The 12,165-nt window shown below is 51.4% G+C and carries 12 protein-coding genes and 1 pseudogene; 5 read left to right on the top strand and 8 right to left on the bottom strand.

Annotated elements, in window-relative coordinates:
• Positions 1-232 precede the first annotated feature (232 nt).
• From EPA93_RS23075 to EPA93_RS23065, 3 genes are all read left to right on the top strand, one after another.
• On the top strand, positions 233-1,336 hold the full coding sequence (locus EPA93_RS23075) for a glycosyltransferase family 9 protein (protein ID WP_129889760.1): 1,104 nt from the start codon (positions 233-235) through the stop codon (positions 1,334-1,336).
• Between the two features lie 175 nt (positions 1,337-1,511).
• Complete coding sequence (locus EPA93_RS23070) at positions 1,512-1,796, top strand: hypothetical protein (RefSeq protein ID WP_129889759.1); 285 nt, start codon at positions 1,512-1,514, stop codon at positions 1,794-1,796.
• Between the two features lie 134 nt (positions 1,797-1,930).
• Positions 1,931-2,656 carry a ZIP family metal transporter gene (locus EPA93_RS23065; RefSeq protein WP_207229634.1) on the top strand — a complete coding sequence of 242 codons (726 nt, stop codon included), beginning with the start codon at positions 1,931-1,933 and terminating at the stop codon, positions 2,654-2,656.
• A 160-nt stretch (positions 2,657-2,816) separates the two neighbouring features.
• On the opposite strand, the gene EPA93_RS23060 is transcribed toward EPA93_RS23065, so the two are convergent.
• On the bottom strand, positions 2,817-3,248 hold the full coding sequence (locus EPA93_RS23060) for a Fur family transcriptional regulator (RefSeq protein WP_129889758.1): 432 nt from the start codon (positions 3,246-3,248) through the stop codon (positions 2,817-2,819).
• Between the two features lie 441 nt (positions 3,249-3,689).
• Here EPA93_RS23060 and EPA93_RS23055 point away from each other — a divergent pair, with 441 nt between their 5' ends.
• Positions 3,690-4,268, top strand: a complete 579-nt coding sequence (locus EPA93_RS23055) for an HD domain-containing protein (protein ID WP_129889757.1) — start codon at positions 3,690-3,692, stop codon at positions 4,266-4,268.
• 60 nt (positions 4,269-4,328) lie between these two features.
• Here EPA93_RS23055 and EPA93_RS23050 read toward each other — a convergent pair whose 3' ends face one another.
• From EPA93_RS23050 to EPA93_RS23030, 5 genes are all read right to left on the bottom strand, one after another.
• The gene (locus tag EPA93_RS23050) at positions 4,329-5,387 is read right to left on the bottom strand and encodes an ABC transporter ATP-binding protein (protein ID WP_129889756.1); all 1,059 of its coding nucleotides are present in this window, start codon (positions 5,385-5,387) and stop codon (positions 4,329-4,331) included.
• Between the two features lie 21 nt (positions 5,388-5,408).
• Positions 5,409-6,290 (bottom strand): ABC transporter permease, encoded by an 882-nt coding sequence (locus EPA93_RS23045; RefSeq protein WP_129889755.1) that lies wholly within the window; start codon positions 6,288-6,290, stop codon positions 5,409-5,411.
• Positions 6,287-7,180 (bottom strand): ABC transporter permease, encoded by an 894-nt coding sequence (locus tag EPA93_RS23040; RefSeq protein ID WP_129889754.1) that lies wholly within the window; start codon positions 7,178-7,180, stop codon positions 6,287-6,289. The genes EPA93_RS23045 and EPA93_RS23040 overlap by 4 nt, the downstream gene beginning before the upstream one ends.
• Positions 7,181-7,335: 155 nt before the next feature.
• Positions 7,336-8,481: an extracellular solute-binding protein gene (locus EPA93_RS23035; protein WP_165423338.1), complete on the bottom strand. Its 1,146-nt coding sequence runs from the start codon at positions 8,479-8,481 to the stop codon at positions 7,336-7,338.
• 362 nt (positions 8,482-8,843) lie between these two features.
• Entirely contained in the window at positions 8,844-9,713 is an 870-nt protein-coding gene (locus tag EPA93_RS23030) for an MBL fold metallo-hydrolase (RefSeq protein ID WP_129889752.1), read from the bottom strand.
• An 81-nt stretch (positions 9,714-9,794) separates the two neighbouring features.
• On the opposite strand from EPA93_RS23030, the pseudogene EPA93_RS49915 reads away from it, so the two are divergent.
• Positions 9,795-10,147, top strand: a pseudogene (locus tag EPA93_RS49915) (response regulator transcription factor); the annotation flags it as partial.
• 157 nt (positions 10,148-10,304) lie between these two features.
• Here the strand turns inward: EPA93_RS49915 and EPA93_RS23020 are convergent.
• The gene (locus tag EPA93_RS23020; protein ID WP_129894627.1) at positions 10,305-11,036 is read right to left on the bottom strand and encodes a carbohydrate ABC transporter permease; all 732 of its coding nucleotides are present in this window, start codon (positions 11,034-11,036) and stop codon (positions 10,305-10,307) included.
• Positions 11,037-11,139: 103 nt separating this feature from the next.
• Positions 11,140-12,102: a carbohydrate ABC transporter permease gene (locus EPA93_RS23015; protein WP_129889751.1), complete on the bottom strand. Its 963-nt coding sequence runs from the start codon at positions 12,100-12,102 to the stop codon at positions 11,140-11,142.
• Between the last annotated feature and the right edge of the window lie 63 nt (positions 12,103-12,165).

The following is a 12,165-nucleotide window of genomic DNA, read 5'->3' as shown; positions in this document are numbered from 1 at the left end:
ACTCTTATGCTTTTGGCTGCGTTCTCCCCCAAATAGTATCTGGCCTGGAATAGAGAGCTTGTTGCAACAAGCAGGCGAGGATGTGGAGCGCGCTCAGCAGTGTCGGTAGTCAGCAGGATTGCAGGAGTTCAAGAGAGAAATACATGACTCATTGGCCGGGCTCCATTCGTGGGAAATTTAGAGAGCAGTCACTGTTTTGTCGAGTAAAGAGGAGCTCGTAGAGGAAAAGAGCATGAGTGAGCAACGTAATATAGGGAAAAAGCAAGTGATATCTGGCTTCGTGCCTGATGTTTCTAAAATAGCTGTTGTGCGCGCCAATGCCCTTGGCGACTTTATATTTGTGCTGCCGGCCTTAGAGGCTTTGCGGCAGGCATATCCTCACGCGGAGATCGTATTATTGGCCAAAGATTGGCATGCGGCTTTCCTGCATGGGAGATCAGGGCCTGTGCAGCGCGTTCAGGTGATTCCTCCTTGCCGGGGAGTCAGTACGGAGGCCGAGGGTGAGGAGGACCCGCTAGTCTTAGAGAGCTTTTTTAGCGAGATGGCCCGCGAGCATTTTGATCTGGCCCTACAACTTCATGGGGGCGGCCACTATTCCAATCCCTTCACACTGCGTTTAGGCGCTAGAATGACCGTAGGCTTGAAGACGCCAGATGCAGAGCCGCTCGATCGCTGGCTGCCCTATGTATATTTCCAGCATGAAGTTATACGCTACCTGGAGGTGGTTTCGCTTGTGGGGGCCAACACGGTCGGATTTGAGCCGCATATCACCTTGAATGCGCAAGATATGGCCGAGTCAAATCGTGTACTAGCAGAAGGCCGAAAGTCGCTGGTAGCGCTTCATCCTGGCGCCAGTGATCCTCGGCGGCGCTGGCCTATTGAGAAGTTTGCTGCGGTAGGAGACGCGTTGAGCGCTGCAGGCGTCCAGGTCGTTATCACCGGAACTGCCGATGAGAGAGAGCTCGCGGCGGCTGTACGCAATACCATGCATACACGGGTCCAGGATCTCAGCGGGCAGCTTTCGCTAGGTGGCCTGGCAGGCTTGCTCTCGCGCTGTCGTCTTGTTGTGGCTAACGATACGGGACCCCTGCACCTGGCTGCCGCCGTAGGCACGGCAACTGTGGGCATCTACTGGTGCTTCAATATGATCAACGCCAGCGTTTTGACGCGCAGGCGCCATTATCCATTTATCTCCTGGCAATTGCTCTGTCCTGTCTGCGGCTGTAATTATGCTCACGCGCACTGCGCTCATGAGTCCTCGATGGTCCAAGAAGTCCCTGTGGATGCGGTGATTGCGGCGGCCCAGGAGCTATTGGCCGACGCTTTTTGTGCGTAAATACTTATGTGCGGAAAAAATCTACTTTCTTGAGAAAAAAATAGAAAAAGTAGCTCGCTCTGAGATAACCTATGGTACTATTATTGTATCCACTTTCTACGTTAAACTCGTGTAATCAGAGAGATAGGATTCATGAGAAACGCTAAAATTCTTCGCTTCTTAACGGAGATGGTAAATGGAGCAAGCTGAGTTAGTTCGCCGTATTTACGCGCCCCTGGGGGGTATTGGACGCATTACTGCTAAGCATACATTAGGAAAGATCCCGATTACGACTGTAGATGAACCTGATCGTGTTTGTGGCATGGCGCGCCGCGTTGGCTATACAGGGAGAAATAGTACAGATCTGGCAATCTATCGCTTGAAGATTCAAGTAGATGATAGGATCATCACTCTGCCTATGCTTTTCGTTGTTGATGGAGGTGTGTTTATAGAGTATGAACAGTGGTCCAGACGCGATTGACCGGTGTACAAGTGGGCGGGATGGGGCAGACGGCTTTGTTGAGAGGGAACCTTCTATCTGCATGACCTCTTGCGCCCCGTACAAAATTGCTTATCGCAGCTCTTGATTCGCGAGGGAAGGAGAGGTGTGTTGCTATGAGCGCGATCCTCCTGGCGATGGTAACTTTCTTCTCGACGCTACTGGGAGGCCTGGCAGGAATACGCTATCGCACATATCTGTATGTGCTTATGGGTTTTACTGCGGGTGTCCTGGTGGGAGTCGTGGTCTTTGATTTGCTGCCCGAGATTTTCCAGCTTGTGAGCAAGTTACAACTGGATATTACCGGACCTATGCTTGCGCTCATGCTTGGTTTCCTGGTATTTCATATAGTCGAGAAGACAACGCTGATTCATTTCTCACATGAGAATAATTATGCCGTGCATTCGCATCCCTTAGTCGGGCTAATCTCAGCTATAGCTTTGTCCTGTCATAGTTTCCTGGATGGTGTAGGCATCGGTCTCGGGTTTCAGGTTAATACCGCGACTGGCATTATGGTAGCAATTGCGGTCATTGCGCATGATTTCTCTGATGGCCTCAATACCGTAACGCTTATGATTGTCAATAAAAACACGTCCCGCAGAGCCTTTTTCTTGCTCCTGCTGGATGCTATTACGCCAACGCTGGGGGCGATCTCTACACTGTTCTTTACGATCCCTGATTCGCTGCTGGTGCTGTACCTCGGCTTTTTCGCAGGTTTTCTGTTGTATATCGGGGCAAGCGATATTTTGCCGCAGGCCCATAGCGAAAAGAGTTCGGCCCTGACCGTGCTCTTAACTGTGGTGGGGGCTGCTTTTATCTTTCTTGTGACGCGCTTTGTGTAGAACTTCTATGTAGCCCGGGAAATGCTGGCAGCGGATAATGGGATATCTACGGGGAATACCCAGGCCTCATAGTTGGCCCGCAGGGACGCCAGGGCCAGGAGCTCTTTGCCCCTGGCTTGCGAGATGCTTCGGTTCGGCCTTATCTTCTGGCCAGCCTGCCTTAGTGTTCGCGGCACTCCGAGCAGCGTCCAAAGAGGGTGAGAGAGTGGCCTTCAATCGAGAAATCGGTTTTTCTGGCAATGGCGCTAAACTGATCAGCTGGCAAGCAAGCATCGACTTCTACAACGCGATGGCAGCGTGTGCAGGTTAAATGGTGATGGTGGCTACCTCCGCAAACACGATAGTGGTGCGTGCCATCGGCGAACTCGATGCGATCCAGCAAGTTCATATTCACCAGCATCTCGACCGAACGGTAAACAGTGGCGCGCCCCAGCCGGGGCTCTTCCTGCCTTAGCTCTTGCCAGAGATCGTCAACAGTAAAATCAGCCCCACTTGCTGCGAGCTCTATCAGGCGCTCGGCAATCAGGCGCCTTGGACGTGTACGCCGCTGGCTGGTTTCATCAAATGCTGCCCGAATTTTATCCGCTATCACTGATATTTCGCATCCCTTCTGGCTTTATTGTGAATTTATAAATTTGCTAAAAATGTGCGAGGTTCAGCTTTGCTAGCCACGGGATCTGAAACCCGCTTGTCGTGGCTACCTCTGGAAATTTCCCCTATCACTGTAATGCACAGGTGAGCGATTGAGGATAATACTTAGATTATACAGCTACTTATACTAAGGCACTTCTCATTGCATAAGAGGATAGAAAATTTGCCTGACCTCACAGATGCAAGCTTTATCTGGCATAGAGCTTCATATCGACTTATTTGTATTATTGATACCTTATATCATATCATAAAAGTAAGAAGACATCCAGGCACAGCGCTCGCTTCCAAGGTGGCTGGCTGCTTTCCTCTATGCCAGAAAAGTGTAGTCCGCTAAGAATATAAGTATACTATCTTTTGTAAATTTTAACTATGGAGCAGAGCTATGAGCGAACATATCGACTATGAGCATATCTTTACCCCGCAAGGCATGCTAGGGGAAGTCTCAAAGCATCCCAATCTGGATTTCCTGATGAATATTTTTAATATTCCGCGCGTGTATAGCGTCTCGGGCTTTGGGACCTGGAATGTAGGGCAGCATACGGTAGCCGTAGCGTTCCTGGCTCTCTACTGGTCGGCGTTTCAGGGCTACCCACAGGAGAAGCGGGATCGACTTGTCACGCTGGCCCTGATGCACGATGTGCACGAGGCAGTTATTGGCGATATCTTGCCCTTCTTCAAAACTGCGGCCGTTCGTGAGGCGATAGATTCCATCCAGGGCGATATTCTTAGCGCTTTTGCCATTGAGGAAGACCAGACCTTGCGCGCCGAATTAAAGCTGCTTGATCTGATAGGTTTCCTTTACGAGATCGGCCAGTCTTCTCCCCGTGGCATCGATCCCTCCAAGCGCGAGCTTATCGAACAGATGTATACGCGCCAGAAGACCGAGATTCTTGCCTATGCCGAGCAGGCGCAGATAGATCGGCAGAAAGTCGAAGAGTTTCTCGCATCCATGCAGCTTTAGCGCCCTGCTTAAAGCTCAGGCCGGGCCAGGATACCCGGCTAGAGCTAGTGCAGGCGTGGTTCAGGAGACGTGCGCCTGGGCGTAACTTTCCTCTTGTAGCAGCGAGCCGTTCTGATAGACGAGGACGCGCTGGAAGATATAGCGGACTTGCGCCTCGACGCTGATATCATTGGAGATGAAGGAGCGCAGATTCCCGGCTGGCGTCTCCAGGACCAGTTCTTGATAGTGGCCGCGTGGAATGCGCTGCTTAACCTGGGCCAGCGCGCCCCCGTTCTCCACAAGGCGCACATCCTCCGGCCGCACAGCGATATCGACTTCGCCTTCTACGCGAACGGGTATGTGCTGGCAGGGAACAAGCTGTCCATTGAGCAAAATGCCCTCGCGACTGATTGAGCCGCGCAGCAGATTCATGGCGCCCACAAAGCCTGCCACATAAGTGGTTAAGGGCTTGCGGTAAAGCTGGGCGGGAGGATCATATTGGACAAGCCGGCCCTCGGCCAGAACTGCCACATGATCGGAGATAGACATTGCTTCGTCCTGATCATGCGTGACAAAGATCGTCGTAATCCCTACGCGACGCTGGATCTCCTGAATTTCCTCGCGGACCTGTTCCCGTAGCTTAGCATCAAGATTACTCAAGGGTTCGTCAAGCAGCAGAAGCTGGGGCTCTAGCACGATAGCACGCGCCAGGGCCACGCGCTGCTGTTGCCCACCCGAGAGCTGCGCCGGGTAGGAACGCGTAAACTCCTCAAGCCTGACCAGCTCCAACGCTTCTTGCACACGTTTCTGGATTGTCGCCTTCGACAACTTCCGCAATTTCAGGCCAAAGGCTATATTGTTAAAGACGTTCATATGGGGCCAGAGCGCATACTGCTGGAATACCATCGCCGTAGGACGGCGTTCGGCTGGCAGGTTTGTAATCGGGGCACCATCAAGCAGGATGCGACCCGTATCGGGCTGCAGGAAGCCAGCAATCATGCGCAGCGTGGTAGTTTTTCCACAGCCTGAGGCGCCCAGCAAGCAAACCATCTCACCTGTTCTCACTTCAAGATTGAGATCATTGACCACAAGTTTGTTGCCAAGGCGTTTTGAGATATTTTCGAGCACGAGTTGTGCCATGGATGTTCTCGCTTTCCAGTATTAACGAATGTGGAAACCTGCTGCCAGAGAGCCGCCGATGACATAACGTCGGACCAGGATGAGCAGCACGCAGGAAGGAATGCTCAGAATGATAGAGAAGACTGCCGCCGCCTGCTGAGGATAGTTCGAGACAAGCGTGTACATCTGGACGGGCATCGTCATATAGTCGGGCGCGCCGACCAGGAAAGTACCTTGCGCCTCATCGAGAGCCGTCAGAAAGGCAAGAATCAGGGCCACAAGAATGCCCGGCAAGGCCATGGGTAGGGTCACCTTCCAGAAGGTAGTCCAGGGACCTGCTCCGGCATCGCGCGCCGCCTCTTCGAGGGCTCGCGGCACAGAGGCAAAGGCCGCCGAAGGAATCCAGGTCATCACTACCAGGGTATTGAGTAGCTGCACCAGCACAACTCCCCAGAGCGTATTCATGAGCTGAAAGGCGTATAACAGTCCGGCCATGGTAATGTAGAGCCCCATTTTGGGGAAGGCGTTAGTCGCAAAGAGCGAGATCAGAAAGAAGCGCCGCCCGGGAAACTCGTAGCGCGCAAAGGCATAGGCGGCCGGCAAACAGATTACGGCCGAGAGCAGAGTAACGATAGGGGCAATGATAAAGCTGAGGGCTATTGAGTGTCCAATATCACCATTGAGTAAGATCTGCTGCCACCAGTCAAATGTCCAGGTTTGCGGCAATAGGGCCGGGAAAAACCATTCCTTAGCAAAGGCCCAGATGCACAAAATGACTAAAGGGCCCAGAATAAATATGCCCAGGGCAATAAGAAGTAGGGTAAATCCGAGCGTCCTGAGCGCTTGCCCGAGCTTAAAACGGCTGCCGCTGGCGCCACCGAATAAGATGCTCGGCTGGGGCTGATCTATTTTGACTGTACTCATAGATGTGCACCTGCTTTCCGGTCGCTGCGAATATTGGCCCAGATATAAATAGCGCCCAACCCGGCGGCCAGGATAAAGACTATCACCGCCATAGCCTCTGCCTGCTGGGGCTGATTGAAGGATTGGTAATACTGATCCATTGTCACGCCGAGCATATTCGGCGCTGTGGGACCAATAAGGTAAGGAATCGTGAAGCTACCAAGGACGCCAATGCCTGTGAAAGTGCCAACAATTACCGTTGGGAGCATATTGAGCGGTAAAATCACCGCAAGCAGGATACGCAGCGTGGAGGCTCCAACGTCGCGCGCCGATTCGATCAAGGCGTCGGGTACAGCCTGCAGCCCCGAGGCCAACAGGAGAACCGCGAACGGCAGGTTTACCCAGATCTGGCCGATGACAATCCCAACCAGCGTATAGCTAAAGCCGGGAAAATGCGTAATCCCGAGCTTAACTAACATGGCGCTCATATAGCCGTTGGCATTCCAGAAGGTCACCAGCGCGTATGAGGCGATCACGACCGGGATAAAAAGCGGGACCAGGTAGATAGAGGAGACGATATGGACGAACCAGCCATGGGCGAAGCGCATATAGATCGCCAGTCCCCAGGCAATCAATAAGATAAGGAACACCGAGCACAGCGTCACCAGAACCGTCACCCACAGGCTTTGCTGAAAAGCGTGATTCTTGAGCAAATCTGAATAGACTTGAAAGGTAATACCATGGTCAGCTCTGACAACGTTCTGCGCGATCAGCGTGATCATCGAATTAGGACCGTCAGTATAGCCAAGCGAGAAGGCTAGAGCCATCAAGGCCGGGATACCGATAAATATCGCGATAACAAGAATCGGCATTAGCGCCATGCTCATGGCGACCAGGCGATTTTTTTGCATACATCTAACTCCGTTAGTTCGGGCCGGGGCGTGAGTTTGGAATTTATCTCAGCGGAGGGTGCCCTGTCATGCCGCAGAGATAAATGGAAGCATGGCGATGGCTAGCCCAGGAGCTAGCCATTCCCACGTTTCCTTAGCCGGCAAGTTTTTGCTGCTTATTGACCGGCGACCTCTGTTTGCCATTGTTTATTCACATCTGCCCCGAACTTTGTTGAGAAGCCGGTGCCATATGATCGCGCTATCGAGGCATACTTATCGCGTACCTGTTGCGAAACATAGGACCATTGCACGCCGGGATAGCCATTAATGGCATCGATAATGGTAGACTGCACATCTGCACTGAGTATCCAGTTGACCAGCGTATAGACCTGAGCAAGATGTTGCGTAGTGCGCGGAATGCCAAGGAAGGCAGGCCCTCCAGAAAATGGTGGGTCGAGCTGGATGAGCTTCACCGAATCGGGCAATTGATGCTCAGCCAGGTAGCTAAGGGCCATATCTGACCACACAGGAGCAACATCAATAGAGCCATTGGCCAGCAACTGTAGGACTGCTACATTTCCATTGGGATAGAAGCCCTGGCGATAGACGGAAGGCGAGAGGCTCTTCAGCTCTTTCATGCCGGCGTCCCACTGGCTTTCCATCGCGGGATCATAGCTCGCCACAAATTTCTTCTGGCTGTCGGCCGAAAGGTGCGAGTTGAGTATAGCTTCCACAAAAGCATGCCCCGAACCGCCGCTGTTTGGCGTATTGTAGGTAAACTTGCCTGGATGAGCCTTGATCCAGGCTAGCAGATCTTTGAGCGTTGTCGGCGGATTGGCGACCGTCTTGGAGTTGTAGGCCAGCACCACTGAGGAGGCGCGATAAGGGACGCCAAAAGAATGAACCTGTTGTATCAACGACGGGTCAATATGAGCCATATTTGGCACATCTTTGGCTGTCATAGGAGCCAGCAGATGTGCATCGGCTGCCTGCTCTACCGGGCCCGAATCGATAAGATCAATGCCTGGGTCCTTATTGGCATTGACTGCTGCATTGATCCTGGCCAGAATAGACTGATCACTAACGCCATGCTCGGCAAAAATAAGCTTGAGATTGATCTCTGGATGGACTTTCTTAAACTGCGGAATTAAAGTGTGGTTCCAGAGATTCTGAACATTTACGTCTCCGCTCGAATAGATCGTGAGCGTGCTGCTCGGCGCGGCTGCGCTCTGGCTGCTCTCGCCGCAACCGGCTATCAGGGCAGCAAGCAAAACTGCCATGAGCAGCACAAATAGAGGACGAAACTTGATACGAGAAGCCATATAATACATTACCTCTTAGATGAAGATTGCAAGACTACATTGCGAGCCCCTCTATATGGGGCTCTATGTAGAATTAAGCGCATGATCATGGACACTTTATTTAGGGATTGCTACGTTAAGGAGTATAGCCCCGGATTGCTAAGTTAATTTTAAGGATATGTTAAGATTCTGGGAAACCGGTTTCTTAAGTTTTACATGCTGAAAAATTTGCACATTTTATAGCTAGCTGTATAGAAAAACGTCTCATAGAGGGAGAGCCTGAACCCTGCTGTAGTCCAGGTCCTCTCGTTGTTGGTCTGTCAATGTGTGTTGGCGTCTAGCACAATCCAGTCCTGCGCTTTCCCCGATTGCAAAGGCGCACCTCAGGTATACTCTTGAAAGCTTTGGGGCTCGTCAACCCAGAAGTACCTTCCTTCTGTGGATTTGATCCTCCCCATGTGTGGGAAATGTGCAACAACGACAAGAGCCTCATCTTGCAGGATATGTTCTGCAATTGTCGCACGGCTTCTCCTCATTTGTTCTTGTTCCGCCCAGATAGGCATCCACGTTGGATGTGAAATTTCGATAGGATGATGGTAGAGGTCTCCCAAACAGTAGAGACTTTGCCCGCTTGTTGATAAACTAACCACTTGATGACCAGCGCTTTCTCCGGGAGCAGAAAGGATATGCACTTCTGGTCCCAGCTCGTATTCTGTATCTACTAATCGCAAAAGCCCTTGCTGGGCAAGCACTCCCAGGGTATGAGCTTCGAGAGAGGTTGGCGTAGCGAGAGCTGTTTGGACCTCTGCGGACTCCCAATCTTTTCTCCCCAGGTAATAGTGCGCTTGTGGAAACGTTGGCACCCATTTCCCATCTCGATTGAAGGTAGTGCCGCTAAAGTGATCAAAATGTGCGTGAGTAATGACGACATGTTGAAGCGTTTCAGGATCGATACCAGCCGTTCGGAGCTGCTCAAGAAGAGGCGGAGGCGGTACGGAGCCAGGAAGTATATAGGATGTATCGAGAAAAGATTCATAGATGCAAGCATCTACAAGCACTGATGTATTGTGAGTTTGAATATGAACGCACCACATTGGGACGATAATAGGTTGGGATAGGAGAGCTTGATATTCAGCATTCTGCTCTTCGCGAGGAACTGACATTTCTTGTGCCACATCCAATTGAAACAGGCCTAGCTGCATTAGTGTGATGACCGCCTCGCCAAGCCGAAAAGAGATCGGTGTTGTAGCCATTGAAGATTCTCCCCTAATTTTGCTATAGTAAACTAAATAAACGCTATAGTAAAGCCATCATAGCATAAACAATTCCTACGGTTAGAAACAGACGATTACCTGGTCAAGCCTTTTGATCGAGAAGAGCTGGTAGTCAAGGTAAATACTCTCTTGCGGCGCTATCTAATCAATGCCTCAAAAGTAATCAAGCTTGGTGAATTATCCACCAACCGCAAGACCTATGAGGTAACGCTTGGCGCTGAGCAATTAAGGCTTCCGCTCAAGGAATTCCAGCTTTTATTCCAACTGGCCAGCTATCTGGGGAAGATCTTTGGGGCTATGACTTTCAAGGCAACGAGAGGACGTTGGATGTTCATGTTAAGCGCTTGCGTGAGCGCTTTGCCGTCCGTGAAATTTCTTTTAAAATAACGACCAAGCGGGGCCTGGGCTATCGCAGAGGTATCGTCGCGAAAAAATGTAAGCCATATCTTTATGCCGAAAGCTCACATGAGCATAGATGCAAAAAGACGCTGGGAAGAAGAAAAGCTAGAGCAATATCGTCGAGTGGCTCCCTGCACGAGCCGGCGCGATATTGCTCTTTGCTTGCCTGGCTTATTTGAAGCCGGCGGATTTGATAGATTCCACAAGCTGGCGCTGAAAGATGAAAAACAGGAGAAGCGTTGGTAACGCCGCAACAGTCGCCGCAGCCATAATATAGTTCCAGGACGCGGCATATTGGGTCTGGAAGTTAGCAATGCCTATTTGCACCATCCATAAGTTAGGATCGTTAGTGATCGTCAAGGGCCAGAGGAAGCTATTCCAGTTAGCCAGGAAGAAGAAGACAGCCAATGCCGCCATAATCGGCTTGCTCAGGGGCAGAATGATATGCCAGTACACTTGCCAATAATTACAGCCGTCGAGAACTGCAGCTTCGGAAAGCTCGCCAGGAATAGTCAGATAAAACTGGCGCAAGAGAAAGATACCAAAGGCGTTGAAGAGCGCCGGGATAATTAAGCCAGAGTAGGAATTGAGCATGCCCAGCGTCTTTACGATGATGAACAGGGGCACCAGAATGACTGGCAGCGAAACCAGGAAAGTCGAGAAGATCGCCAGGAAGATCACCTCGCGACCGGGAAACTTTAGCAAGGCCAGGGCATAGGCCGCCATCGAATGAAACAGGAGCGCTCCAAGCGTGACCACCCCGGCCACTAAGAAGCTATTGAACATATAGGTCAGGAAAGGGACCTGCGTAAAGACATAGATGAAATTGGCTAGCGTAGGAGCCGCTGGGAGCAAATTGGCTGTGTTAATCTCGGCGGGACTCTTAAAGGCGCTCGTGAGCATCCAGAGCAGCGGAAAAACTGTAAGGATAGCGAGTAAGGCCGTTACGATCGTCAGAACTGCTATTCTGGGTTGCACTGGAGATGCAGGTTTATATACAGCTCGGTTAATCGAACTCAAAACGTCCCCCCTTGGTCAAGGCGAATAGTATCAATGTAGCAATAAGCAAGACCGCGACCAGTGCCGAAGCCATGGCGGCTGCATAGCCATAATGGCCAAACTGGAACGCTTGCTGATAGATATAAAAAATGCCTAGCGAGGTTGACTGATCGGGGCCGCCTCGGGTCATAACATAGATCAGATCAAAGCCCTGCGAGCCAGCAACCGCCGAGACAAGCGAGACCAGGAGCACAAAAAAGCTGGTTGGCTTGAGCAGTGGCCAGGTCACATAGCGGAAAGCGTTCCAGCCGCTTGCCCCGTCCAGATAGGCGGCCTCGTAATATTCATGAGGAATATCCTGGAGTCCGGCCAGAAAGATTATCATATAGTAACCCATACCCAGCCAGATATTGATAAAGATTACCGTGCCCAGTGCCAGATTGGGATCGCCAAGCCAGGAGCGGCTATTAAGGCCCAGGGTTGTCAGGAACTGGTTAAAGACGCCGATCTGGTCAGTTAACATAAATTTCCAGACGAAGCCAACGACGACAAGGCTGATGACATAGGGCATGAAAAACATGCTGCGAAACAAGCCGATAAAAGGAATCCTTTGCTTAACCAGCAGTGCCAGGCCCAGACCGGCAACGAAGAGGCCCGGAACCAGCACAATCACATATACAAGCGTCACGCGTAAGCTGATAAGAAATTGTGGGTCGGAAAACATCTTGCTGTAATTCATGAGCCCGGCAAAAGAAAAGTTGCCAAAGCCATCTACATCGAAAAAGCCCAGCGCGAGAGCATAGATCATCGGTATGCCGACGAAGACGAGGAGTCCCAGGGCATCGGGAGCCAGGAATAGATAAGCGGCTATCCACTCGCGGCGCTCACGCGCCAGGCCTTTTTTGGAGCGTTGCTTGGTATGTAGTTGCTGGATATCCTGTGCATTCCGCGTTGCGGAACTAGTGCTCATAGGGTAGGCACCTCCAGAGTTGTAACTAGCGCTAGAGAGCATCCCCGACAGTAGTACTACTGT

The sequence above is a fragment of the Ktedonosporobacter rubrisoli genome, assembly GCF_004208415.1.
GTDB classification, from domain to species: domain Bacteria; phylum Chloroflexota; class Ktedonobacteria; order Ktedonobacterales; family Ktedonobacteraceae; genus Ktedonosporobacter; species Ktedonosporobacter rubrisoli.
This window is presented reverse-complemented; position numbering and strand designations above follow the sequence as displayed.

Coding starts and splice junctions, on each gene's coding strand:
- EPA93_RS23075 (WP_129889760.1), top strand. CDS start 233: ATGAGTGAGCAACGTAATATAGGGAAAAAGCAAGTGATATCTGGCTTC.
- EPA93_RS23070 (WP_129889759.1), top strand. CDS start 1,512: ATGGAGCAAGCTGAGTTAGTTCGCCGTATTTACGCGCCCCTGGGGGGT.
- EPA93_RS23050 (WP_129889756.1), bottom strand. CDS start 5,387: ATGGCACAACTCGTGCTCGAAAATATCTCAAAACGCCTTGGCAACAAA.
- EPA93_RS23040 (WP_129889754.1), bottom strand. CDS start 7,180: ATGCAAAAAAATCGCCTGGTCGCCATGAGCATGGCGCTAATGCCGATT.
- EPA93_RS23020 (WP_129894627.1), bottom strand. CDS start 11,036: ATGCTCACGAGCGCCTTTAAGAGTCCCGCCGAGATTAACACAGCCAAT.
- EPA93_RS23015 (WP_129889751.1), bottom strand. CDS start 12,102: ATGAGCACTAGTTCCGCAACGCGGAATGCACAGGATATCCAGCAACTA.
- EPA93_RS23065 (WP_207229634.1), top strand. CDS start 1,931: ATGAGCGCGATCCTCCTGGCGATGGTAACTTTCTTCTCGACGCTACTG.
- EPA93_RS23055 (WP_129889757.1), top strand. CDS start 3,690: ATGAGCGAACATATCGACTATGAGCATATCTTTACCCCGCAAGGCATG.
- EPA93_RS23035 (WP_165423338.1), bottom strand. CDS start 8,481: ATGGCTTCTCGTATCAAGTTTCGTCCTCTATTTGTGCTGCTCATGGCA.
- EPA93_RS23030 (WP_129889752.1), bottom strand. CDS start 9,713: ATGGCTACAACACCGATCTCTTTTCGGCTTGGCGAGGCGGTCATCACA.
- EPA93_RS23045 (WP_129889755.1), bottom strand. CDS start 6,290: ATGAGTACAGTCAAAATAGATCAGCCCCAGCCGAGCATCTTATTCGGT.